General features: G+C 38.6%; 19 protein-coding genes. 11 read left to right on the forward strand and 8 right to left on the reverse strand.

The features are described from left to right. Positions 1 to 23: 23 nt before the first annotated feature. Both ACXM0J_RS10045 and ACXM0J_RS10050 read right to left on the reverse strand, forming a co-directional pair. Positions 24 to 332: a Rieske (2Fe-2S) protein gene (locus ACXM0J_RS10045; RefSeq protein WP_002121079.1), complete on the reverse strand. Its 309-nt coding sequence runs from the start codon at positions 330 to 332 to the stop codon at positions 24 to 26. A gap of 16 nt (positions 333 to 348) precedes the next feature. Beyond that, positions 349 to 1,353, reverse strand: a complete 1,005-nt coding sequence (locus ACXM0J_RS10050; protein WP_086265574.1) for an adenosine kinase — start codon at positions 1,351 to 1,353, stop codon at positions 349 to 351. Positions 1,354 to 1,733: 380 nt separating this feature from the next. On the opposite strand from ACXM0J_RS10050, the gene ACXM0J_RS10055 reads away from it, so the two are divergent. After that, positions 1,734 to 4,673 (forward strand): insulinase family protein, encoded by a 2,940-nt coding sequence (locus tag ACXM0J_RS10055; protein ID WP_213034437.1) that lies wholly within the window; start codon positions 1,734 to 1,736, stop codon positions 4,671 to 4,673. 20 nt (positions 4,674 to 4,693) lie between these two features. Next, a complete protein-coding gene (locus tag ACXM0J_RS10060) occupies positions 4,694 to 5,845 on the forward strand; it encodes a phospholipase A (protein ID WP_068557099.1) in 1,152 nt (383 codons plus the stop codon). Between the two features lie 38 nt (positions 5,846 to 5,883). Here the strand turns inward: ACXM0J_RS10060 and ACXM0J_RS10065 are convergent, their stop codons facing one another. From ACXM0J_RS10065 to ilvA, 3 genes are all read right to left on the reverse strand, one after another. After that, a complete protein-coding gene (locus ACXM0J_RS10065; RefSeq protein ID WP_086265572.1) occupies positions 5,884 to 7,221 on the reverse strand; it encodes a TrkH family potassium uptake protein in 1,338 nt (445 codons plus the stop codon). Between the two features lie 18 nt (positions 7,222 to 7,239). Beyond that, on the reverse strand, positions 7,240 to 7,890 hold the full coding sequence (locus ACXM0J_RS10070) for a potassium channel family protein (protein ID WP_086265571.1): 651 nt from the start codon (positions 7,888 to 7,890) through the stop codon (positions 7,240 to 7,242). Between the two features lie 143 nt (positions 7,891 to 8,033). Next, the gene (ilvA, locus tag ACXM0J_RS10075; RefSeq protein WP_170814121.1) at positions 8,034 to 9,581 is read right to left on the reverse strand and encodes a threonine ammonia-lyase, biosynthetic; all 1,548 of its coding nucleotides are present in this window, start codon (positions 9,579 to 9,581) and stop codon (positions 8,034 to 8,036) included. 101 nt (positions 9,582 to 9,682) lie between these two features. On the opposite strand from ilvA, the gene rpiA reads away from it, so the two are divergent. Both rpiA and ACXM0J_RS10085 read left to right on the forward strand, forming a co-directional pair. Then, positions 9,683 to 10,354 (forward strand): ribose-5-phosphate isomerase RpiA, encoded by a 672-nt coding sequence (rpiA, locus tag ACXM0J_RS10080; protein ID WP_000061060.1) that lies wholly within the window; start codon positions 9,683 to 9,685, stop codon positions 10,352 to 10,354. After that, positions 10,354 to 11,034, forward strand: coding sequence for a YgjP family zinc-dependent metalloprotease (locus tag ACXM0J_RS10085; RefSeq protein ID WP_086265570.1), 681 nt, complete (start codon positions 10,354 to 10,356; stop codon positions 11,032 to 11,034). The genes rpiA and ACXM0J_RS10085 overlap by 1 nt, the downstream gene beginning before the upstream one ends. On the opposite strand, the gene ACXM0J_RS10090 is transcribed toward ACXM0J_RS10085, so the two are convergent. Beyond that, positions 11,031 to 12,551: a hypothetical protein gene (locus ACXM0J_RS10090; protein WP_086265569.1), complete on the reverse strand. Its 1,521-nt coding sequence runs from the start codon at positions 12,549 to 12,551 to the stop codon at positions 11,031 to 11,033. The two genes, ACXM0J_RS10085 and ACXM0J_RS10090, sit on opposite strands and share 4 nt — an antisense overlap. Before the next feature lie 184 nt (positions 12,552 to 12,735). Between ACXM0J_RS10090 and argC the strand changes: the two genes are divergently transcribed. The 6 genes from argC (at position 12,736) to ACXM0J_RS10120 (ending at position 19,182) form a co-directional block, all read left to right on the forward strand. Continuing rightward, positions 12,736 to 13,791, forward strand: a complete 1,056-nt coding sequence (gene argC, locus ACXM0J_RS10095; protein ID WP_086265568.1) for an N-acetyl-gamma-glutamyl-phosphate reductase — start codon at positions 12,736 to 12,738, stop codon at positions 13,789 to 13,791. A 75-nt stretch (positions 13,792 to 13,866) separates the two neighbouring features. Beyond that, a complete protein-coding gene (locus ACXM0J_RS10100) occupies positions 13,867 to 14,625 on the forward strand; it encodes a DUF6776 family protein (RefSeq protein ID WP_086265567.1) in 759 nt (252 codons plus the stop codon). Between the two features lie 9 nt (positions 14,626 to 14,634). After that, a complete protein-coding gene (gene clpS, locus ACXM0J_RS10105) occupies positions 14,635 to 15,048 on the forward strand; it encodes an ATP-dependent Clp protease adapter ClpS (protein ID WP_086265566.1) in 414 nt (137 codons plus the stop codon). 9 nt (positions 15,049 to 15,057) lie between these two features. Further along, positions 15,058 to 17,334 carry an ATP-dependent Clp protease ATP-binding subunit ClpA gene (gene clpA, locus ACXM0J_RS10110; protein WP_017400370.1) on the forward strand — a complete coding sequence of 759 codons (2,277 nt, stop codon included), beginning with the start codon at positions 15,058 to 15,060 and terminating at the stop codon, positions 17,332 to 17,334. 3 nt (positions 17,335 to 17,337) lie between these two features. Next, positions 17,338 to 17,700, forward strand: a complete 363-nt coding sequence (locus ACXM0J_RS10115; protein ID WP_086265565.1) for a YnfA family protein — start codon at positions 17,338 to 17,340, stop codon at positions 17,698 to 17,700. Positions 17,701 to 18,126: 426 nt separating this feature from the next. Next, positions 18,127 to 19,182 (forward strand): 3-deoxy-7-phosphoheptulonate synthase, encoded by a 1,056-nt coding sequence (locus ACXM0J_RS10120; protein WP_086265564.1) that lies wholly within the window; start codon positions 18,127 to 18,129, stop codon positions 19,180 to 19,182. A 48-nt stretch (positions 19,183 to 19,230) separates the two neighbouring features. Here ACXM0J_RS10120 and ACXM0J_RS10125 read toward each other — a convergent pair whose 3' ends face one another. Together ACXM0J_RS10125 and ACXM0J_RS10130 are read right to left on the reverse strand one after the other, a co-directional pair. Continuing rightward, positions 19,231 to 20,148: an alpha/beta fold hydrolase gene (locus ACXM0J_RS10125; protein WP_086265563.1), complete on the reverse strand. Its 918-nt coding sequence runs from the start codon at positions 20,146 to 20,148 to the stop codon at positions 19,231 to 19,233. A 2-nt stretch (positions 20,149 to 20,150) separates the two neighbouring features. Next, positions 20,151 to 20,711, reverse strand: coding sequence for a PadR family transcriptional regulator (locus tag ACXM0J_RS10130; protein ID WP_213034441.1), 561 nt, complete (start codon positions 20,709 to 20,711; stop codon positions 20,151 to 20,153). A gap of 136 nt (positions 20,712 to 20,847) precedes the next feature. Here ACXM0J_RS10130 and ACXM0J_RS10135 point away from each other — a divergent pair, with 136 nt between their 5' ends. After that, positions 20,848 to 22,872 (forward strand): NADPH-dependent 2,4-dienoyl-CoA reductase, encoded by a 2,025-nt coding sequence (locus ACXM0J_RS10135; protein WP_086265561.1) that lies wholly within the window; start codon positions 20,848 to 20,850, stop codon positions 22,870 to 22,872. Positions 22,873 to 22,925: the final 53 nt, after the last annotated feature.

The raw sequence follows: 22,925 nt of genomic DNA on the forward strand, positions 1-22,925 counted from the left end.
CAGAAACTCTAATGTTGATCGCTTCAGTCTACGATATAGATACCGCCATCTGAATGTACTTTAATCTCAACTTTATTTAAAAAATCACCTAAACATGGTCCTGAAATACATTCGCCTGTTTCCACAGTAAATAAAGCACCATGGGTAGAACATTGAATATATTCTTGATCCTGATCGAGAAATTGATTTTCTAAATATTCAAGCTCTGTTTGCAAATGAGGGCATAAGTTTTGATAAGCATAGAATGCGCCATCACGTTGTGTAATGAAAATAGTAGTTCCTTGTAAAGTGTCAAAAGCTCTAGCTTCACGCTCAGGAACTTCTTCCGTCATACAGATCCTTTCCATTTCAAGCACATTCCTTCTGAAAATTTTCAAGAAGTTTAGCATAATCATTAATCGCTAAACGTGGGCCAAATTGAGAAACAACTTCACTAGAAATCAAGACAGCCAACTGTGCAGCAGCGTTCAAATCTTGATGATGGTTTAGGGCATAAAGGAATGCGCCTGCAAATGCATCACCTGCACCATTGGTATCAACCGCTTCTACGTGGCGACCTGCAACATGGAAATGTTGAGTAGAATTAGAAACTAAAGCACCTTTAGCGCTTTGTGTAATGACTACTGTATGATTTTTAAAACGTAATTGAGCAAGAGCGTCTTCTACAGTTGTTGTATTTGTATACATTAAGGCTTCTTGTTCATTACAAAATAGTAAATCTACGCCATCATCCATAAGTTCTTCTAAGCCTTCACGAGCGTATTGCACCATCGCAGGATCTGAAAGGGATAAAGCAATCTTAACACCATTTGCTTTTGCAATTTCTCTGGCTTGTTTTACAGCTTTACGCGCTGTTTCACTTGTAGAAAGGTAGCCTTCAATATAAAGCCATTTAGCTGTTTTTAATGGTTCAAAGTCGATTTGATCTTGAGAGAGTTCAGCGGTGATACCCAGATAAGTATGCATCGTACGTTCAGAGTCAGGGCTAATCAGTACCATACAGGTACCTGTCACGCCTTCACTGATTGATTTTGGAGTGGTTTGAATGCCAGCTTCACTTAAACCTTGTAGATAAATTGAACCTAAATCATCGTTACCAACGCGGCAACCATAAAAAGCACTTCCACCTAATGCACTAAAGGCCACAGTCGTATTTGCAGCGGAACCACCACTTGCTTGACCTTTGTAATCTTGATGCTGTTTTAACTCTGCATAAAGAGCAGATTGAGTGTCGCCATCGGACAACTGCATTGTGCCTTTTTGCAAACCTTGTTGACTAAGAAAATCATCAGACACTTTAAATTCTTGGTCGATTAATGCATTACCAATTGCAAAAAGATCTACAGTTGCCATATGTGTTGTCACAAAATAAAAAATTAGGTTCCTAAGTTTACACCATTGCTTGGGTTTGCTGTAGTTTGTTGAATAAAATTCAGTTAAATCAAAAGTTAGTGGAAAAATATTGTTGTGTGAATATTTTTTAGATTCGAGGTAGGTCAGCCAAATAAAAATGATAAGCTTTTTTATTCAATGTCTATCATATACATAGAATTAAAAGCTTTTGTTCTGGTAGGATAAAACATTCATCGCTATGTGCTTGATATCAAAGCTATGCCGATGAAAACTAATACTCAACAAAAACATAGTATTTTACTTGGTTTTTGTTCGCCAATCTCAAGCTGACTCAGGCTATAATGAGACTTATTCACTTATCCGATATGTTAGGAGATCACATGACTGTAGATGTCACTGAAACCATTTCTCAAACTGTTCACCCTGCGTTTCAGTTGCTACGTCAGCACCATGTAGAAGCATTAGATATTTTAGTGTCTGAATATAAGCATAAAGTCACAGGTGCGGTGCATTATCACTTGGCAACTGATTATGATGAAAATGTATTTCTTGTTGCTTTTAGAACACAGCCTATGGACTCTAAAGGCACGGCACATATTTTAGAACATACTGCTTTGTGTGGCTCTGAAAAGTTTCCGGTACGTGATCCGTTCTTTTTAATGATTCGTCGTTCTTTAAATACCTTTATGAACGCGTTTACAGCAGCAGATTGGACAGCATATCCATTCGCGACTCAAAATAAAAAAGATTTCCAAAACTTACTTTCTGTTTATCTTGATGCGGCATTTGCTGCTAATTTGAATCCGCTTGATTTTGCTCAAGAAGGTATTCGTATTGAACTAGAAAATGGTCAACCTGTATATAAAGGTGTTGTTTTTAATGAAATGAAAGGTGCGATGAGTGCACCGTCTGACCAACTTTACCATCAGTTGGCTCATCATTTATTCCCTGAAACCACCTATCATTACAACTCTGGTGGTGACCCGAAAGATATTCCTGATTTAACGTATGAGCAGTTAGTCGATTTCTATAAGGTACATTACCACCCAAGTAATGCTGTATTCATGACCTTTGGTAATCAAACAGCATATGAGCTGCAAGACCAATTTGAAAAATTAGCTCTACATAAGTTTTCTGCGGGAACAACTTTATATTCTAAGCCTGAAAAACGTTTAGCTGCACCAATTGAAGTAACAGAGAACTACGGTGTTGATAGTGATGATTTAAAGGATAAAACTTATCATGTTCTATCTTGGTTATTACCAGAAGCAAACGACATTAAATTGCGTTTAGGAATGCGTTTAGTTGAAGGGATTTTATTAGAAAATTCAGCTTCGCCACTACGTCATTACTTAGAAACTTGTGGTTATGCTCAATCTACAGGTCCATTAATGGGCGTAGATGACAGTAATTTTGAAATGACTTTCTACTGTGGCGTTCAAGGTTCAAATCCTGAACATGCTCAAAGCTTTAGAGATGGTGTTTTAAATATTCTGCGTGATGTTGCTGTTAAACCAATTGATAGTAATTTAGTCGATGCAATTTTGCATCAAATCGAGTTACATCAACGTGAAATTAATGGTGATGGTACACCGTATGGTTTAAGTCTAATTTTAAATGGTTTAAGTGGTGCGATTCACCATAATGACCCAATTCAAATTTGGGACGTCGACAGCGCAATTGCGCAGGTTAAAGAAGAGTTGAAAGACCCAATGTGGCTATCAAATCTGATTCAAACACATTTGCTCGACAACCCTCATCGCGTACAGATGACTTTAGTTCCAGATCCGACCAAGTCTGTAAAAGAGCAGGAAGCGGAAAAAGCTCGTTTAGCAGCTATCGGTGAAAAGCTAACAGACGCTGATAAAGCTGAAATCATTGCTAAAACCAAGGCCCTAGAGGAACGTCAAGATACTCCTGATAATCTTGAGTTATTGCCAAAAGTAGGTTTGGAAGATGTACCTGCTGACTTGCATATTGTGCAAGGTCAGTTACGTGAAATTATTTGTAATCGTATGGATACGCCGTTGAACTTGTATCATGCGGGTACTAACGGCATTTATTATCAACAAGTACTCATTCAGATTCCTGAAGATATTGTGAAGTCACCTTACTTCAATTTGCTTTCTATTTTGATGGGTGAAGTAGGTGCAGGCGAATATGACTATCTTGAACTACAAAACTTGCAAACCGCTGTAAGTGGTGGTTTAGGAATGGGTGCTTCTTTACGTAGTAAAGTTGATGATAAAGATAAAATTAGTGCTTGGCTGACTTTAACGACTAAATCGTTGACTCAGAAATTTGATGCAATTCATTTATTAAAATTAGCATTTGAACAGCTTCGATTTGATGAGAAAGAACGAATTATCGAGTTACTGCAACAACGTAAAACACGTTGGCAATCTCGTTTATCTGGTTCAGGTCACAGCTATGCGATGCAGATTGCTTCTCGTAACATGAGTGCCCTGGCTCAACGTGACTATCAAAACACGGGTTTAGGTGCATTGAATTGGCTGGGTGAGCTTGTTACTAAAATTACCCAAGATGATGCCGCTTACGATGAGCTGATTGCAGAATTAAAACGTATTCATAGTAAGTTGTTGCAAGCACCTAAACAGTTCTTACTTGTATGTGAAGAACATCAATCTGAACGTTTGGTTGAAGAAATTCAGAATGTTTGGGATAAATTGAACGTTAATCCAGCTACAACTGAGTTAACTCAAGTAGAACAAACCAATGATAATAACCATGAAGCGTGGTTAATTCAGGCAAATGTTCAATTCTGTGCTTCTGCATATCAGGCTGTGGAAGTGTCGCATCCAGATGCAGCACCATTAATGGTATTGGCAGCTTATTTACGTAATGGATTCTTGCACAGTGCTATCCGTGAAAAAGGTGGTGCTTATGGCGGCGGTGCTAGTTATGATGGAAATGCCTGCTCATTCCGTTTCTTTAGCTACCGCGATCCACGTTTAGCAGAGACTTTTAAGGACTTTGAAGCAAGCGTGCAATGGTTATTAAATACAGAGCAACAACCTTATCAGCTTGAAGAGGCGATTCTTGGTTTAGTGGCAAGTATGGATAAACCAGGCTCTCCAGCAGGTGAAGCGATTACAGCATGTTATGCATTGTTGCATGCAAGAACACCAGCTTTCCGCCGTACTTTGCGTGAAAGATTGTTGCATGTAACATTGGATGATTTAAAACGTGTTGCTCGTCAATATTTAGTAGAGCAAACTCCTGTAAAAGCTGTAGTTGCGCCATTTGCAAAACGCGATGAATTGCAGCAGTTAGGATTTACCATTCAACAAGTTAATTAAAATAAAAATTGGAGATGAACATGGCGTTCAGACAATTTGAACGCACATCTTTACAGCTAAGCATGGGAATCGTGCTTAGCTGTTTATGTGCGTCTGTGACATATGCTGACACGTTGGCACCTGTAACCCCTGCGACAGTTGATGCATGTGTTGCTCTTGCTTCAAATGCTGATCGTCTGGCTTGTTACGACTCTGTATTTAAACCAGCAGCTCTACCAGTTGTGCAAGCCGCGGTAGTACCTGAGCCTGTTAAAAAAATTGATCAGCCTGCTGTTCAGCCAACAACATTGAAAGAGAAGGTTGTAGATACGGTTAGTAATATTAAAGTGATTGGTAAAGCGCCTACACTTGAACCTACTACTTCTTTGTTGGATCAACGTTGGGAGTTATCAGAAAAAAGTAAACTCGGTGTTTGGAATATTCGTGCTTATCAACCAGTCTATTTACTACCCGTATTTTGGACCAGTGATAAGAATGAATTCCCAAGTAGTCCAAATCCAAATAATACTGTAACGGATGCTCAGAATCTGAAATCAACAGAAAGTAAGTTTCAGATTTCTTTGAAAACGAAAGCTTGGGAAAATATTTTTGGAAATAATGGCGATTTGTGGGTGGGTTATACCCAATCTTCACGTTGGCAGACGTTTAATGCTGAAGAATCTCGTCCATTTCGTGAAACGAACTATGAGCCAGAAGCAAGTTTAATGTTTAGAACGAACTACGAGTTGCTTGGTTTAGATGGGCGTTTGCTTGGAGTTACCTTAAACCATCAGTCAAATGGTCGTTCAGATCCATTATCTCGTAGCTGGAACCGTGTCATCTTTAATGTTGGATTGGAGCGGGGTAACTTTGCTTTAATGCTTCGTCCATGGATTCGTCTTGAAGAAGATAGTAAAGATGATAATAACCCGGATATGGAAGATTACATCGGCCGTGGTGATTTAACAGCGTTTTATAAGTGGAAGCAGAATGATTTCTCTCTAATGCTGCGTCATTCGTTGAAGGGTGGTGATGATTCTCATGGCGCTGTTCAGTTTGACTGGGCTTTCCCGATTAGTGGCAAGCTGCGTGGACATTTCCAATTGTTTAACGGTTATGGTGAAAGCTTGATTGATTATAACCATCGAGCAACTTATGCTGGTTTGGGTGTATCACTCCTGAATTGGTACTAAAAACCTATAAAAAAGCCGCTTTTAAAGCGGCTTTTTTATTATCCAATTTGAATATTGGCTTGAGGATGTTTGAGTCGACTCTTTTTCGGAGTAGCGATTAAATAGGCGAGTGTTAAAGGGCCAAGCCGTCCAGCAAACATGAGTAAGCTTAAAATGAATAAACTACCATTATGTAAATCTGGTGTGATTCCACGAGAAAGACCTACTGTACATGCTGCTGAAACAACCTCAAAAAGCAAATTCATAAAATCTGCTTTAGGCTCTAAAAGCAAAAGAATAAAGAAGCCCATGAAGATGAGGATGCTCGTAATAGCAGTTACCGCTAATGCTTTATAGGTCGTTTCATGAGATACAGAGTGGTTAAATATTCTAATTTCATCTGTACGGCGTAAAAATGAAATTACACTAAGTACTAAAATGACAAAGGTTCCAACTTTGATTCCACCAGCTGTACTGAGTGAGCCACCACCAATAAACATCAGTAACATCATCAGTAAGGAACTACTGTTGGTCATTGCACCCGTATCAATGGTATTAAAGCCTGAAGATCGTGGAACTGTTGCTTGAAACCAAGCATTTAATGCTTGTTCTCCTGAGTTTAACATCCCTAAAGTTGCCGGATTTTGAGCTTCTAAAGCCCATATTAAAATAAAAGCAACTAGGTTAATAATTGCAATAGTGATAAGAATAAGCTTGCTATTTGGTGTTAGTTTTTTCCATTTTTTGTTTTGTTTAATATCCATGAGCACTAAAAAACCAAGACCACCTATAGTGTAAAGAATGCTAATTGTTATACAAATAATATAGTTGCTTTGAAAATTCATTAAGCTATTTGAAAACAATGAAAAACCAGCATTGTTGAATGAGGAAATGCTGTAAAAAACTGCATAATATAAACCACGTGCAAACCCGTATATTGGTGTAAAAGCAGTCGTGAGAATAATTGTACCAATCAGTTCAAAAATAAGGGTATAGGTAACAACTCCTTTAGCAACAAAAGTAACTTTTGATAGACTCGTTTGTCCGAGACTATCTTGAGCCATCATTTGCTGTTTAAGACCGACTTTAGGAGACAAGCTTAATGCCGCCAATATCGCAAAAGTCATAAACCCCAAACCGCCAGATTGGATTAGCAATAAAATAATAGTTTGCCCAAACAGGGTAAAAGACTCATGAATATTTAAAACAGATAAACCCGTAATTGTTACTGCTGAAGTGGCTGTAAACAGCGCATCCATCCAACTGACATTGCCTGTATTGGCAAATGGCAGTTTAAGCAATAAAGTACCAAAGATAATGAAGCCTAAAAAACCTAGCGCTAAAAGTGAAGGCGGGCTTAAATTTAACGTTTTATGGGGCTTGGGATATATAGACATATTCTTGAGTTCGTTTTCTTATATGAAGCAGTTAGAAAGTTTCTTTAACTGAGGTAGGTGACCTTCTAAAATAAGAATATCATGTGTTTGCAAAGTGAAATTTTCTTCAGTCTCAAACAAAATCTGTTGCTGTCTTTTCACGAGCAATGTTTTGACTTGAGGCGCTTGCTGCATAATGCCATATAAATTGATGCCATTAAGTTTATCTGGGATCTCAATTTTAATAATGTAATGATCATCTTCTAAAGACATATAACGGCTTACCATAGGGTAGTTCAGAGCTTGAGCAACTCTTACCCCCATATCTTCTTCAGGATGAATAATCTTATTGATATTAAGGTGCGACAAAATGGTGTGATGAGCTTTGGTCTTTGCTTTAACCCAAATTTTCTCAATTCCCAGATTTTTTAAATTCAGCACACACAAAATACTGGCTTCAATATCTTCACCAATTGCGACTACAACTGCGTCACAATTTTGTATATTCAGTTCGTCAAGCACATGTTCGTCAGTGGCATCAGCAATGACGGCATGAGTTAAAACATCGGCAAGATTTTCAACATTCTTTTTCACCGTATCGATGCCAATAACATCATGATTTAATTTTATGAGTTCTTGGGCAACTGTTGCTCCAAAACTACCTAAGCCAATGACTGCGAACTGTGCCATGTTGGTCCTTTTTCCCGAGTTAGATCATTATTTTTAAGGATATTTTCTTTAAGATAAAGAGTGGCAATGTAAAGATGATAGAAATATAAAAGAATTGTATAAAAAAGCCGACAACTTTGTCGGCTTTTTATCAAAACTAAAGATTATTTTAAGAAACGTTTATAGCCGACGTTATCAGTAATTTCTGCATACGGATAATTAATCTGCTCGAGTGTTTCAATCAATCCATCAGGGTTTTGTTTCGCATCAGTTGCTTGTAAGCCCACTAACACACGTCCTTCTGCCGCACCATGGTTACGGTAATGGAAGAGGGTAATGTTGTGGGTTGGACCTAAACGAGTTAAGAAGGTTAAGAGCGCACCCGGACGTTCAGGGAATTCAACACGGAATAATCTTTCATCATCTAGATTTGCGTGACCGCCAATTAAATAACGAATATGTAATTTTGCAACTTCATCGTCAGAAAGGTCATCAACTACATAGTTTTGCTGTTTAAGTTGCTCTAAAATTTCATGACGCTCTGCATCTCCACCTTTTAAACTAATACCGACGAATACTTGCGCTTCATCTGTATTATTCGCTCGGTAGTTAAACTCAGTGATATTACGGCCTTGTAAAGCACGGCAGAAACCTAAGAATGCGCCTTTTTCTTCAGATAGGGTAACTGCATAAATTGCTTCACGTTGTTCGCCTAATTCGGTGCGTTCAGCAATATAACGCAAGCGGTCAAAATTCATATTGGCGCCGCAAACAATCGACACCATATTTTTATTACTGATTTTATGCTCGTGAATATATTTTTTGATACCCGCTAAAGCCATTGCTCCAGAAGGTTCAACAATGCTGCGGTTTTCATCAAACGTGTCTTTAATTGCCGCACAGATTTCATCTGTATTCACAGTGACAATATCAGGATCAACAATCGGTCCTGAATTATCAGATTTGCGCAAACGAATAATATCAAATGGTAAAGCACCAATTTGTGCAACAGCTGTACCATCTGCAAATAGGCCTACATGTGGCAAAATTACACGTTCATTTGCTTCTAAAGCTGCTTTTAAACAAGCAGACTCTTCATATTCAACACCAATAACTTTTACGTGCGGTGCAACTTCACCAAGGTAAGCAGCTACGCCTGAGATAAGGCCACCACCACCTACAGCAACAAACACGTATTCTACATCACGCCATTGACGTAAAATTTCATTGGCAATTGTGCCTTGACCTGCAATGACAAGTTCATCGTCATAAGGTGGAATAAATACAAGACCTTCAACTTCTGCACGTTGTTGAGCATATTTATTTGCGATATCAAAGCTATCGCCATGTAATACGACTTGACCACCTAAGCGTTTAACAGCCTGAACTTTAATGTCGGGTGTTGTGCTTGGCATAACAATAATAGCGGGAATTCCTAGTCTTTGACCTGACAACGCTACGCCTTGAGCATGGTTGCCAGCAGAGGCACAAATCACCCCACGTTCAAGTTGTTCTTTAGGTAATTGACTAATACGGTTATAGGCACCGCGTAATTTAAAAGAAAAAACGGGTTGTAAATCTTCACGCTTAAAACGAATTGTATTGTTTAATTTTTGACTAATTCGTGGAGCTGCTTCGAGAGGTGTTTCAATTGCAACATCATAAACCGTTGCTTGTAAAATTTGTCGTACCACACGAGACAGCATGTTCATCTTCCCTATAACAGTTTAAAATAGGAAATTATTGTAGCAAACCCTTGTGCATTTGCGCCGTTTATTGGCGCATAAATGTCAAAAAATAGTTGAGTGATGTAATGAGCCTATATGCAACCCAAGATGAAAAGAAACAAGCAGCTGCGAAAGCTGCTTTAAAACACTTACCCAAAGGTGGCATTTTGGGTGTTGGGACTGGAAGTACCGTAAACTTTCTAATTGATTTATTACCTGAATTACAATTAGAAGCAGCTGTGGCAAGTTCTCAAGCAACAGCTGATCGTCTTAAAAAACTTGGTATTGAAGTGGTTGATATGAACCATGTAGGTAGCCTAGATGCCTATGTTGATGGTGCAGATGAGATTGATCGCCATATGCATATGATTAAAGGTGGCGGCGCAGCATTAACTCGTGAAAAAATTGTTGCATCAATCGCTAAGAAATTTGTGTGTATTGTTGATGATTCAAAATGGGTTGATCAACTTGGACGTGATTTTCCACTTCCAGTAGAAGTTATTCCAATGGCGCGTTCAGCTGTAGCTCGTAAATTGGTCAGTTTAGGTGGTGATCCGGTTTATCGTGAAGGTGTAGTTACAGATAATGGTAATGTTATTTTAGATGTATTTAATTTGAACATCTTAAACGCAATTGATTTGGAAAAGACCATCAATAATATACCAGGTGTTGTGACTAACGGTATTTTTGCGTTAAATCCAGCAACGATCGCAATTGTTGCGACAAATAATGGTATTGAAGAGCGTACAGCACAGTAATGTCTGTGGAAATGCCAGAGATTAAAATCGTTCGACACGTAAGAGCACGAAAATTGCGCTTACGTGTTGAGCCTGCGTCTATACGACTTACTGTTCCGCTATTTTGTAGTAAGAAGCAAATTCAGCATTTTTTAGCGCAATCTGAACAATGGTTAACCGAAACGTGGAATAAACAACAAAACGTCCAATCGGCGTCCATTGAAATTCCTTCAGAAATTTATTTCTTTAATAAAGAACAGCCATTTCAAGTTATTGTTCAAAAGCAGCATCGTGTTTTTCAATTCGACTGGGAAAACAACTCTTTATTTATTAAAGACACACAGCCATATTTGGCATTGCAAAACGCAGTTATTGCCTATGCGAAACAAGAATTACCAGAGCTTTTAAAAGAATTAAGTGAGCACACTCATTTGGCTTATAGGGAGTGTACAATTCGCCGCCCGAAAACTCGGTGGGGAAGTTGTAGTAGCCAGCATAATATTATGCTACATGCGGGATTGGTGTTGATGCCACACGAAATTGCTCGCTATGTGGCTATTCATGAGTTGGCGCATACCAAACATTTTGACCATAGCCCTGCATTTTGGGCAGAAGTTGAAAAATACGATCCATATTTTCAAAAACACCGCAGACAACTTAAATCAAATCCATTGCCTGCATGGTGGTATGTTTCAGCTTAACTAAAGCTACATTCTAGTTGAGGTGTTTGTAAGCTATCGGGTGCTTTTCGGCTATCTAAACCTGCTGTAGCACTAATGATCTTATTTGCTTTAATAGATAGTTGGATAAAGTTGTATTGTTGCGTCGTGTTATTTGGTTCGGCTGAACTTGAATTGAGTAAATAACTTGAACTAGCAGCATCTGTTTGCAATAAATTATCGGTACTATCAGCACTTAAAGCAGCACGATAAATTTGTGAACCTTTACTTAAGTCAATTTGACCGTTCGCGCGAAAATTAAGCTGACATCCAGTTGAGGTGTCTTCATAGTGACCCACTAAATAGTCTGTAGCTGGTAGGTTTGGATCTGATAGGTTAATGCTGGTCAAGCCTTGTTTGCATGGATAGTTTGCTCCATTACACGTCGCTGTGGTGGTAAATCCAACAGCTCTACGGTAATCTCCAGCACCGTCAATGCGAATGAAGGTAGTGGAATTTACGGTAGGAACAATTCCTGAATATTGTTTCTTGTCCAGTAGATTATAACCTGTTTGATCTAGAGACTGTTGTGAATTATCTGTAGCTAATTGCAAAGTAGCTGTTCTCAGTTTGATTTCAAAATAATCACGAGTCACTTTTTGATTGGCTGCAATATCTAACAGTGTATTTTTGATTGGTTCAATATTATCGGGGGCAGCAGTAAAAATAGGGGTGAAGGATGTTTGATCTCCATGAAGTTTTTTACCATCCAAAAATCCATCTTTCAAATCAGTTGCTAAACTTTTAACGAGTTCTTGGTAAATGTTTGTTCCGCCATGAGCCATTGCCCAATATTTTAAATAGCCAAAGCTAAGGTAGCTATCCACATATGTGGTAGGTTGTTTGGTTGAATACTGCTGTAAATTTAAAATTGTTAATGTATTAGCTGGGCTTAAACTAGGAATAGCTGGGTCTTTAAATGCGTTCATTAACGATTTGTAGACATCTTGAGTTGCTAAATCAACATGTAATTGTTCAATACGGGTTGGATCAACAGTCTCTTGAGGGAGTTGCCCTGAGCGGATGATGGCTCTTTGATAAACCGCTTCACTGCTTGGGCTGATGAATTGGGTTCTGTTACTTACCGTATTCGGTGTAATAAATGCATGATAAATACCTGACAAATTTTGATATTGTGAAGTAATTGGGTCAAACACTTGAGATGAACTTTGAGTTGTAATTTCTACGCGATATAGACGATTCAATTTTGTAGTAGGAATTTTGACATTAAAGCTGTTTAAACTCGCAATTGAAGTATCCACTAAAACAGCATTGTTGGTGTTGTTATATACTTTAAGCTGGATATTACGCATTTCTACAGGGGTTTTTAAAGTAACATCAGTTGTTGCTTCAGGTGTGGGATCCACGGGTGCCGGAGTACTTGGTGAGCTGCCTCCGCTACTACCTCCACCTCCGCAACCAGTAAGGGCTACACTTAAAATTAATGTGCTCAAGCCAAGGTAGTTACGTAATTTTCTTTCTTTTGATTGTTGAAGCATCCTAGCTCTCCAAAAATTAATCTGGTATTTATTTGCTGATATTTATGTGATTATGACAGTTCAGTATGTGCTATCTGATTGTCGTTAAAATTAAAAAAATTAAAATTACCAAGCATGAAATGGTTTTGTAAGCTTGGACATCCTGTCATACTACTGCCCAAGTATAGATTCAAAAATTGAGGTAATGCACGTGATTTCTGTCGGAATTGTTGGTGGAACGGGTTATACAGGCGTTGAACTATTACGTATTTTATTACGACATCCTAAAGCGCAGGTTCGAGTTCTTACTTCACGTACAGAAGCGGGCAAACCAGTTGCAGATATGTTCCCTAATTTACGTGGACATACAGATCTTCAATTTTCAGATTTAAACATTGATGCATTAAAAGAGTGTGATGTTGTATTTTTTGCAACTCCACATGGCGTTGCGATGCAGCATGCCAAAGATTTGATCGCAGCTGGAACTAAAGTTATTGATTTAGCAGCAGACTTTCGCTTACAAAATCTTGAACAGTTTGAAAAATGGTATGGCATGGAGCATGCTTGCCCAGATGTATTAAAAGATTCTGTATATGGTCTAACTGAGTTAAACCGTGAAAAAATTAAACAAGCTCAAGTGATTGGTAACCCTGGGTGCTATCCGACGACTGTTCAATTAGGTTTAGCGCCACTGTTAAAATCAGCACAAGCACTGATTGAAACAAAAAATATTATTATTGATGCGAAATCTGGTGTTTCTGGTGCTGGCCGTAAAGCAAGCTTAGGCATGATTTACAGTGAAAATGCAGATAACTTTAAAGCATATGGTGTTGCAGGCCATCGTCATCATCCGGAAATTGTAGAAGCACTAGAAAATATTGCAGAACAAAAAGGTGGGTTTGAAGGACTCTTGTTTGTTCCGCATTTAGTACCGATGATTCGCGGTATGTTAAGTACAATTTATGTAGACTTAACGGAAGCGGGTAAGCAGGCAGACTTACAAGCTTTATATGAAAACTTCTATGCTAATGAAAAATTCGTAGATGTGATGCCTGCGAATAGTTCACCTGAAACACGTAGTGTGCGAGGTGCAAACGAGCTTCGTATTGCTTTGTATAAACCACAACCAAATAAACTGATTATTTTGGCGGCTCAGGATAACCTTGTAAAAGGTGCATCTGGTCAGGCTGTACAAAATATGAACCTGATGTTTGGCTTTAATGAAGACGAAGGCTTACAAGGGATTGGTTTATTACCATAAAAAACTCTTTTTTGCTTCACACACATTTAAATTTCGATTTAAATGTGTGTCTTGACTCTGATCTTGAACACTGAGATGACGATGCAAAACTCTGGACAGACGACTTCGGCAGAAAGTTCGTTGCAAAAGAAAAATTTTTTAAACACCAATAAGCCTTTGTTTATTGGTGCTGCCATTTTAATGAGTGGTTGTTTTGCGCTCGGCTATACAATTGGGCACCGTCAAGGTTTAACTGTTGTTGGTTACGATGCAGATGCGGAGCAATTGGTTGAGGTAGTGCAAAAGCAAAAAACAGCTTTAGATGCGGTTAACAAAAGCCTAAACTCTGCAGTACAAGAGCGTGATGTAGCTGTGACTAATGCAAATGATCTGTTTGAAGCGCTTAATCAAGCGAATGCCGATAAGACTCAGCAAGAAGGTATGAGTAATATCTACCGTGAGATTTTGAGACAGCGCGGTGGTTTAAGCTTAACGATTCAAAATCTGGCAATTAAGCCTCTACCTGAAAATGCTTATGAATATCAGCTAGACTTAGTGCAAGTAAGTCCAAGTAAACGCCGTGCTTTAGGATCGGTTGAAATAAGATTGATCAAAGATACAGAGGTTTTAGTTGTACCGCTTGAAGCGAAGAACTTTAACTTTACTGACTTTGAGCGTTTGACAGGTCGTTGGACGATGCCTAAAGGTTTCACGCCTCAATTTATTGAAGTGCGTTTAACAGGCGGCTCTGAAACACCAGTTATTAAACGTTTTAGTTGGCAGCGTGGTAAACCTGTCGAAACATCTTCTGCATTCGTGGCAGAAATTCCTCAAGCTGAAGCAAATTCACAATAGTAACATCCTATGCGAACAAATAAGCGTCAAACAAACTTAAATGATATCAAGGCTTCTTTTCAGCAGTCTGGCTATGTCGATTGGCACTTCCATCCACGCTTAAGTGATTCGCAAAACGAAGATCATGATGGAGAGGTTGTAGTACAAACAGCTCCTCCAGAACTCAAGCGTCCCCCATTATATGCAGTTGTATTAATGAATGACGATTACACCCCAATGGACTTTGTAATTGAAATTTTACAACAATACTTTGCAATGAATCTTGACCAAGCAACTCAAGTAATGCTAACAGTACACTATGAAGGTAAAGGTATTGCCGGAGTCTATCCAAGAGACATCGCGGAAACTAAGGCAAACCTTGTTAATAATTACGCTCGATCGCAAGGTCATCCATTACTTTGCCAGATTGAGCCTAAAGCATAAGGGGGTTACATGCTCAGTCGTCAATTAGAAGTATCATTACGTTTGGCTGTTAGCATGGCTCGTCAAAAGAGACATGAGTTTCTTACAGTTGAACATTTATTATTAGCATTACTCGACAACGATTCAGCCGTGAATGCATTAAAAGCATGTGGGGCTGATATAGTTTCTTTGCGTAAAGAATTAGAAGAATATGTAGAACAACATACTCCTAAGCTTGGCGAAAATAGCGAGCAAGCTCCTCATCCAACAGAAAGTTTTGACCGCATTTTGCAACGTGCTATTTTCCACGTGCAATCAAGTGGCGGCGATCGTACTGTTGAGGGTGCAGATGTTTTGGTCGCAATGTATTCAGAGCGTGATTCTTTTGCTGTGTATTTACTTAAACGTCATCAAATCAATCGTTTGACATTGACTCAATACTTGTCTCATGGGACACGTAAAGATGAAGTGCAAGTTGAAGAAGAGGTTGAAGATATTGAGGGTGAAACTAGCGCAAGCAATGCAGGACCATTAGAGCTTTATACACTGAACCTAAATGTTGAAGCGCAAAAAGGCAAAACTGACCCACTAATTGGTCGTGAAAAAGAAATTGAGCGTACAGCACAAATTCTATGCCGCCGTCGTAAAAACAATCCATTGCTTGTAGGTGATCCAGGTGTGGGTAAAACCTCGATTGCTGAAGGTTTGGCATGGTTAATTGTGAACGGTAAAGCACCTAAACCTTTAAGTCAGGCTGAGATCTATAGTTTAGATATTGGTGCATTGGTTGCTGGAACTAAATATCGCGGTGACTTTGAAAAACGTTTAAAACAATTGCTTAATGCATTGAAGAAAAATCCAAATGCGATTTTATTCATTGATGAGATTCATATGATCATTGGTGCAGGCTCAAGTATGGGCAGCACAATGGATGCGTCAAATCTTATTAAGCCAGCTTTAGCTAATGGTACTTTACGTTGTATTGGTTCAACGACTTTCCAAGAATATCGTCAGGTTTTTGAAAAAGACCATGCGTTATCACGTCGTTTCCAAAAGATTGATGTCAATGAGCCAAGTATTGCTGAAACGATTGATATTTTACGTGGATTGAAAACTAAGTTTGAAGATTTCCACCACGTACAATATGACGATAAGGCTTTGGTATCAGCTGTAGAGCTTTCTGCTAAGTTCATTAATGATCGTTTCTTGCCAGATAAGGCAATTGATGTCATCGATGAAGCAGGTGCTCAACGCCGTTTGAAAGCTGAAAGTGATGATAGCTTGATTACTGTTGAGAATATCGAAGATATCGTTTCTAAGATTGCTCGTATTCCACCAAAAACTGTGTCTAAAGATGATAAGTCAGTGCTTGAAAATCTTGAGCGTGATTTAAAACGTGTGGTGTTTGGTCAAGACGAAGCAATTACTGCATTAGGTTCAGCGATCAAGTTATCTCGTGCTGGATTGAAGTCACCAGATAAACCAGTGGGTAGTTTTGTTTTTGCTGGTCCAACAGGTGTAGGTAAAACCGAGGTTACTAAGCAGCTCGCTAAATTATTAGGTGTAGAGCTTGTTCGTTTCGATATGTCTGAATATATGGAACGTCATGCAGTTTCACGTTTAATTGGGGCACCTCCAGGGTATGTGGGTTATGACCAAGGTGGTTTGCTCACTGATGCGATCCATAAAAATCCGCATTGTGTCTTGTTGCTTGATGAAATTGAGAAAGCACATCCAGATGTGTTTAATCTATTGCTACAAATCATGGATCATGGCGCTTTAACGGATAATAATGGACGTAAGTCAGATTTTAGAAATGTGATTATTGTTTTGACTACGAATATTGGAGCGGAAAGTATTTCTCGCGCGAGTATTGGTTTCACTGAACAAGATCATAGTTCTGATAACCAAGAAGCCATGAAACGTGCTTTCTCTCCAGAGTTCCGTAACCGTCTAGATGGTGTTATTCAATTCAAAGCATTACCAACTACTGTGATTGAGTCTGTAGTCGACAAATTCTTAACAGAATTACAAGCGCAATTGGATGAAAAACAAGTTGTTCTTGATGTTGATCAAAGTGCGAGAGATTGGTTGGCTACAAATGGTTATGACCGTTTGATGGGTGCTCGTCCAATGCAACGTCTCATTCAAGAGCACTTGAAGAAACCACTCGCTGAAATGATTCTGTTTGGTGAACTTGCAGATCATGGTGGTAATGTGGCTGTATCGGTGAAAAAAGAAGATGGCAAAGCTGTCGGCTTAAAACTTGAAGTATTTGAAGATCATCATACGGCAGAACCAGCATAAGTTATGTTAATTGAGAGTTTTACTATAACCCGAATACTGAGCGTATTCGGGTTATTTATTATCACGGCAATTGCTGAAATTCTTGGTTGTTATTTTCCTTATCTGATTTTAAAAGAAGGGAAGTCGGCTTGGTTATGGCTACCTACTATTTTAAGCTTGGCGGTCTTTGTATGGCTGTTGACTTTACATCCGGCAGCTTCTGGACGCATTTATGCGGCCTATGGTGGTATCTATATTTTTACTGCGCTTATGTGGCTACGCTTTGTTGACCAGGTGGGATTAACAAGATGGGATATATTAGGTGGTCTAATTGTGCTTTGTGGAGCTGGTTTAATTATTTTGCAACCTCAAGGGTTGATTCGTTAATGCATCATTGAATCAAATCGTAAGCGAGAAAAATAAGAAGTTTTTTTCAAAAAAAAGACTTGTCAAACTCATCAACAATGCGTATTTTAGATTTAAGGAACATTTTTTAATATTTGAGATAAAGATGTTAAATCAATCTGTGAACACTAACGCTTACTATTACTTTTGGCAATTTAGATAGTTGCCTGAGCGTATTCGGGCATGAGAAAGTTGCCCATCACAGTTAATACCTGATCGGCAACCCCGATCAGGTTTTTTTATGCTTTATCTTTTTAGAATCGAGGAACTTAAAATGAACAACATGACTTATTCATACTTTAGCAACTTTTATTGGTTTTACTTTTGCTTACCTTTACCAACGAATAGATCCAAAACGCTCAAATAAATGATCGGACTGAGTAGATTGCAGTCCCAAGGAAAAAACCAATGAATGCCCTAAATACTTTACTGACTCAAACCAATACAAAAGAAACACCAGTTAGTTTACCTATCCAGTTAAAAGCGAAATACCCGCTTGCATACTCTTTCGCACGTCAAATTGCCGAACACCGCCAAATTATTCAAAATATTCTTAACGGCAACGATCATCGTCTAATGGTAATTACAGGGCCTTGTTCAATTCATGATCCAGTTGCAGTACTTGAATACGCTGAAAAGCTGCAAAAATTACAAGAAAAAGTTAAAGATCAGATTTTTATCGTGATGCGTACATACATTGAAAAACCACGTACCACAGTGGGTTGGAAGGGGTTCATGTATGATCCAAATTTAGATGGTTCATCAAATTTACAACTTGGTTTAGAAAAATCTCGTGAACTCTACCTACAAATTATTGAAAAGGGTTTGCCAATCGCGAGTGAAATTTTAAGTCCTATGGCAACTGGCTATTTTGATGATTTATTGGCTTGGGGTGCAATTGGTGCTCGCACAAGCGAATCTCAGATTCACCGTGAAATCTCAAGTCATATGCCATACAGTATTGGTTTCAAGAATGGTACTGATGGCTCAATTCAGATTGCATTAGATGCGATTCAGTCCGCGCAAAATGAACATCAATTTTTAGGAATGAATCAACAAGGCTTGCCTTCAGTGATTCAAAGTGCTGGAAACCCATTACCGCACTTGATCTTGCGTGGTGCAAATCATGGGCCAAATTACGATTTAGCTTCAATTCAGGCGATACGAGAAAAACACAAACAAAATCTACCTGCACTCGTGATTGATTGTAGTCATGGTAACAGTGGGAAAGATCCGTTGCGTCAGCCAGAAGTTTTACAGCAAATCGTTGCTGAACGTTTAAAAACACAAGTTCGAGGTGTCATGATTGAAAGTCATTTGGTTGATGGTAACCAAAAGATTTCTTGTGATATGACTTATGGCCAGTCAGTAACTGATGGTTGTTTAGGGTGGGAAAAAACAGAGCAGCTTTTATTAAATGTCTCTAAGCAATTAAAGACAAAAGAATTAGCTCATTCCGCTTAATTATTTATTGATTTAAAAAAGGGATCTATAAATAGATCCCTTTATTTTTTAAGAAGCATGTTTGAGTTCGGATAGGAATGTATTGATTTCATGTCCAAACTTTTTAGGTTCGGTTAATAAAGGTGTATGGCCTGAACGTTCAAAATATATTGCTTTTGCATGCTCAACACTATGTGCAATCAGCGTCTGACCAGTTTCTGGATAAAGTGTAGAATTGCGACCAATAAAGAAGGTGGTAGGACATGCTAACTGCTGAATTGCTTCTCGATAATCTTCATTGTGATAAAGATAATTTTCAACATACCAAAACAAGTAATCCAATCGTTGAATAGGTAATAAATATTTTTGTAAAAAAGGCTGTTTTAAAGCTGTTTTAAAAACTAGCGGACTAAAAGGATTGCTACTTTGCAATTCAATAAAATCTACCCATAGACGGACTAGTTCTTGTCGATCTGGAAGTGAGAGCTCATAAAGATATTTTGCGTTTTTATGCTTTAACAATAATTGATAAATATCATTTAATAATTGTTTGAACTGGGTGTGAAGAGGGCCGAATAAACCATATTCCCAAGTCGAATCTACTGATATTTTCGGTGTCTGATCAATATGTAAATAGGCTTTTAACTGTTGTGCAAGTTGCGCATGTTTCATACCATGCATGGCGGTCGTTGCGCCCATTGAATAGCCCATCAAGATAAAGTTATTAAGTTTTAATTGATCTATTAAATGAGCAACATCTTGCCAATGGCTAGAAATAGCATCTTGTTCGGGAATTGCACAATTCTTTGAACCACCGAAACCACGCCAGTCTGGAATAATAAATTCATATTCTTTGCGGTTTGCATAAATAAACGGTAGCCACTGCCAACTTTGCATGCCAAGGCCAGATAAAACCAAAACAGGCTCACCACGACCAACACGGCGTACAAATAAATTTTCCTGATCGGGCATGGTGTAATACGGCATGGCTATTCTCCAGATGGGTTATCTTGGGCAAAGCGTTTTAATTGAGGGATGACTTGTTCCAACCATTTGATCCATTCACTTTCCATCGTAATTCCAAGTTCTAAGATCATTTTATGGATGTATAACACACGGTCATTTAGATCATCACTGTCTTTAAAATCTTTATCATAAATACTTTGATAAAGTTTGAGCTTCTCGTGGTGTAAACCAAGATGCCTTAACAGTTCAGGTAATATCTGATTATTGCTCAATTGTGCTTCTGCACGCAATCTAACCATCAAATCATCACGAAGCTGCGCAGGTTCACTTTGTTGCGTCATCCATGAAGCCAGTTCTATACGACCCAGTTGTTCGACCTGATAGGTTTTTTTACGACCATTATCCATTTCATTTTCTAAAGTGGAAACCCAGCCTTTTTTCAGCATGTTATTGAGTTCACGATAAATTTGCTGGTGAGTGGCATTCCAGAAAAAGCCCATTGATCGGTCAAAGCGGCGGGCGAGTTCAAACCCTGTACTTGGACGTTCAAGCAAGCTGGTCAATAAAACATGAGGAAGTGACATGGCAATCCAGTTTGTAAGCAAAAGTAAAGTGTGACTCATGAGATTATGCAACATGTTGCATAAAAGTCAAAATTTGATTATAAATTTATGCAACAAGTTGCATTAGCAATGCTTATTGCTAGCCATAGGAGAAAATATGTCAGCTTATCCACATTTATTAAAGCCACTTGATTTAGGCTTTACTACTTTAAAAAACCGTGTGCTTATGGGGTCTATGCACATTGGCTTAGAAGAAGCACCACAAGGATATGAGCGCATGGCTGCGTTTTATGCTGAGCGTGCAAAAGGTGATGTGGGGCTGATTGTAACTGGTGGTGTTTCTCCAAATGATGATGGTGTTGTCTTTAGCCACGGAACCAAACTAGATACAATTGAAGAAGCTGAAAAACATAAAGTAATTACCCAAGCTGTTCATGAAGCTGGGGGTAAAATTGCTATGCAGATTTTACATACGGGTCGTTATTCTTATCAGGCAAATAACGTTGCACCTTCAGCAATTCAAGCACCGATTAACCCGATTAAGCCTAAAGCTTTAAGCTCTGCGGAAGTACAACAAACCATTGATGACTTTGCCAACTGTGCCAAACTTGCTCAATATGCGGGCTATGATGGTGTAGAAATTATGGGCTCCGAAGGTTATTTAATTAATGAGTTTATTGCAGCTCGTACGAATCATCGTGATGATGAATGGGGCGGTAGTTACGAAAATCGTATACGCTTTCCAATTGAAATTGTAAAGCGTACGCGTGAATTAGTGGGTGAAAACTTTATCATTATTTATCGTCTATCCATGCTTGATTTAGTTGAAGGCGGTTCAAGTTTTGATGAAGTGATTCAGCTTGCAAAAGAAATTGAAAAAGCGGGTGCAACAATTATCAATACAGGTATTGGCTGGCATGAGGCACGTATTCCAACAATTGCGACCAAAGTTCCACGTGCTGCATTTACTTGGGTGACTGAAAAACTTAAAGGTGAAGTCTCTATTCCTTTAATTACTTCTAACCGAATTAATACGCCTGAAATGGCTGAGCATGTATTGGCATCTGGTCATGCTGATATGGTGTCTATGGCACGACCAATGTTAGCTGATGCTGAGTTTGTCTTGAAGGCAAGTCAAGGCCGGAGTGATGAAATTAATACGTGTATTGGGTGCAACCAAGCTTGTTTAGATCATATTTTCTCAATGAAAATCGCAACTTGTTTAGTAAACCCGCGTGCATGTTATGAAACTGAACTGATCTTTAAAGAAGCTCAGGTTAAAAAGAATATCGCTGTTATTGGCGCGGGTCCGGCAGGTTTAAGTTTTGCGGTATATGCAGCTGATCGCGGGCATCAAGTTAAAATTTTTGAAGCAAGTCATCAAATTGGTGGTCAGTTTAATATTGCAAAAACGGTGCCTGGAAAAGAAGAGTTCTACGAAACTTTACGTTACTTTAGTCGTCAAATTGAATTGCGACCAAATATTGAACTTGTGTTAAATCATCAAGCAACTTATGAAGAATTAAGTCAAGCAAATTTTGATGAAATTGTGGTTGCAACAGGTGTAACGCCTCGTCAATTACAGTTTGAGGGAATTGATCATCCTAAAGTACTGAGCTATTTACAGGTTTTAAAAGAGCGTGTGCCAGTAGGACAACGTGTTGCCATTATTGGAGCGGGTGGTATTGGTTTCGACACAGCTGAATATCTTACTCATGAAGGTGAAAGTGGCAGCTTAAATCCAGAAAAGTTTTATGAAGAATGGGGAATCGATACTCAATATGAACATGTAGGCGGTTTAAAACAGCCAAAAGTTGAGGCCTCTGAACGAGAAATCTATTTACTACAACGTAAAACTGCTGCTGTAGGTGCTGGTTTAGGTAAAACAACAGGCTGGATTCATCGCACAGGACTAAAAAATCGTCAGGTCAAAATGTTTGCAGGTGTGCAATACAACAAGGTAGACGATCAAGGTTTACATATTACTGTGGATGGGAAACCAAGTGTACTTGAGGTTGATAATGTGGTGATTTGCGCAGGCCAAGAGTCATTTACCGCAATGTATGATCAATTAAAAACAGATGGAAAAAAAGTTCATTTAATTGGTGGCGCTAAAGAGGCAGGTGAACTAGATGCAAAACGTGCAATACGCCAAGGTGCTGAATTAGCAGCGACACTATAAATTTTTATGGGCATTTTTTTAAAGAGAAATGCCCATTACTTCTTTGGTTAAAT

The organism is Acinetobacter sp. GRABPA_MV_2, from assembly GCF_056725885.1.

Coding starts and splice junctions, on each gene's coding strand:
- ACXM0J_RS10045 (WP_002121079.1), bottom strand. CDS start 332: ATGACGGAAGAAGTTCCTGAGCGTGAAGCTAGAGCTTTTGACACTTTA.
- ACXM0J_RS10050 (WP_086265574.1), bottom strand. CDS start 1,353: ATGGCAACTGTAGATCTTTTTGCAATTGGTAATGCATTAATCGACCAA.
- ACXM0J_RS10055 (WP_213034437.1), top strand. CDS start 1,734: ATGACTGTAGATGTCACTGAAACCATTTCTCAAACTGTTCACCCTGCG.
- ACXM0J_RS10060 (WP_068557099.1), top strand. CDS start 4,694: ATGGCGTTCAGACAATTTGAACGCACATCTTTACAGCTAAGCATGGGA.
- ACXM0J_RS10065 (WP_086265572.1), bottom strand. CDS start 7,221: ATGTCTATATATCCCAAGCCCCATAAAACGTTAAATTTAAGCCCGCCT.
- ACXM0J_RS10070 (WP_086265571.1), bottom strand. CDS start 7,890: ATGGCACAGTTCGCAGTCATTGGCTTAGGTAGTTTTGGAGCAACAGTT.
- ilvA (WP_170814121.1), bottom strand. CDS start 9,581: ATGAACATGCTGTCTCGTGTGGTACGACAAATTTTACAAGCAACGGTT.
- rpiA (WP_000061060.1), top strand. CDS start 9,683: ATGAGCCTATATGCAACCCAAGATGAAAAGAAACAAGCAGCTGCGAAA.
- ACXM0J_RS10085 (WP_086265570.1), top strand. CDS start 10,354: ATGTCTGTGGAAATGCCAGAGATTAAAATCGTTCGACACGTAAGAGCA.
- ACXM0J_RS10090 (WP_086265569.1), bottom strand. CDS start 12,551: ATGCTTCAACAATCAAAAGAAAGAAAATTACGTAACTACCTTGGCTTG.
- argC (WP_086265568.1), top strand. CDS start 12,736: ATGCACGTGATTTCTGTCGGAATTGTTGGTGGAACGGGTTATACAGGC.
- ACXM0J_RS10100 (WP_086265567.1), top strand. CDS start 13,867: ATGACGATGCAAAACTCTGGACAGACGACTTCGGCAGAAAGTTCGTTG.
- clpS (WP_086265566.1), top strand. CDS start 14,635: ATGCGAACAAATAAGCGTCAAACAAACTTAAATGATATCAAGGCTTCT.
- clpA (WP_017400370.1), top strand. CDS start 15,058: ATGCTCAGTCGTCAATTAGAAGTATCATTACGTTTGGCTGTTAGCATG.
- ACXM0J_RS10115 (WP_086265565.1), top strand. CDS start 17,338: ATGTTAATTGAGAGTTTTACTATAACCCGAATACTGAGCGTATTCGGG.
- ACXM0J_RS10120 (WP_086265564.1), top strand. CDS start 18,127: ATGAATGCCCTAAATACTTTACTGACTCAAACCAATACAAAAGAAACA.
- ACXM0J_RS10125 (WP_086265563.1), bottom strand. CDS start 20,148: ATGCCGTATTACACCATGCCCGATCAGGAAAATTTATTTGTACGCCGT.
- ACXM0J_RS10130 (WP_213034441.1), bottom strand. CDS start 20,711: ATGTCACTTCCTCATGTTTTATTGACCAGCTTGCTTGAACGTCCAAGT.
- ACXM0J_RS10135 (WP_086265561.1), top strand. CDS start 20,848: ATGTCAGCTTATCCACATTTATTAAAGCCACTTGATTTAGGCTTTACT.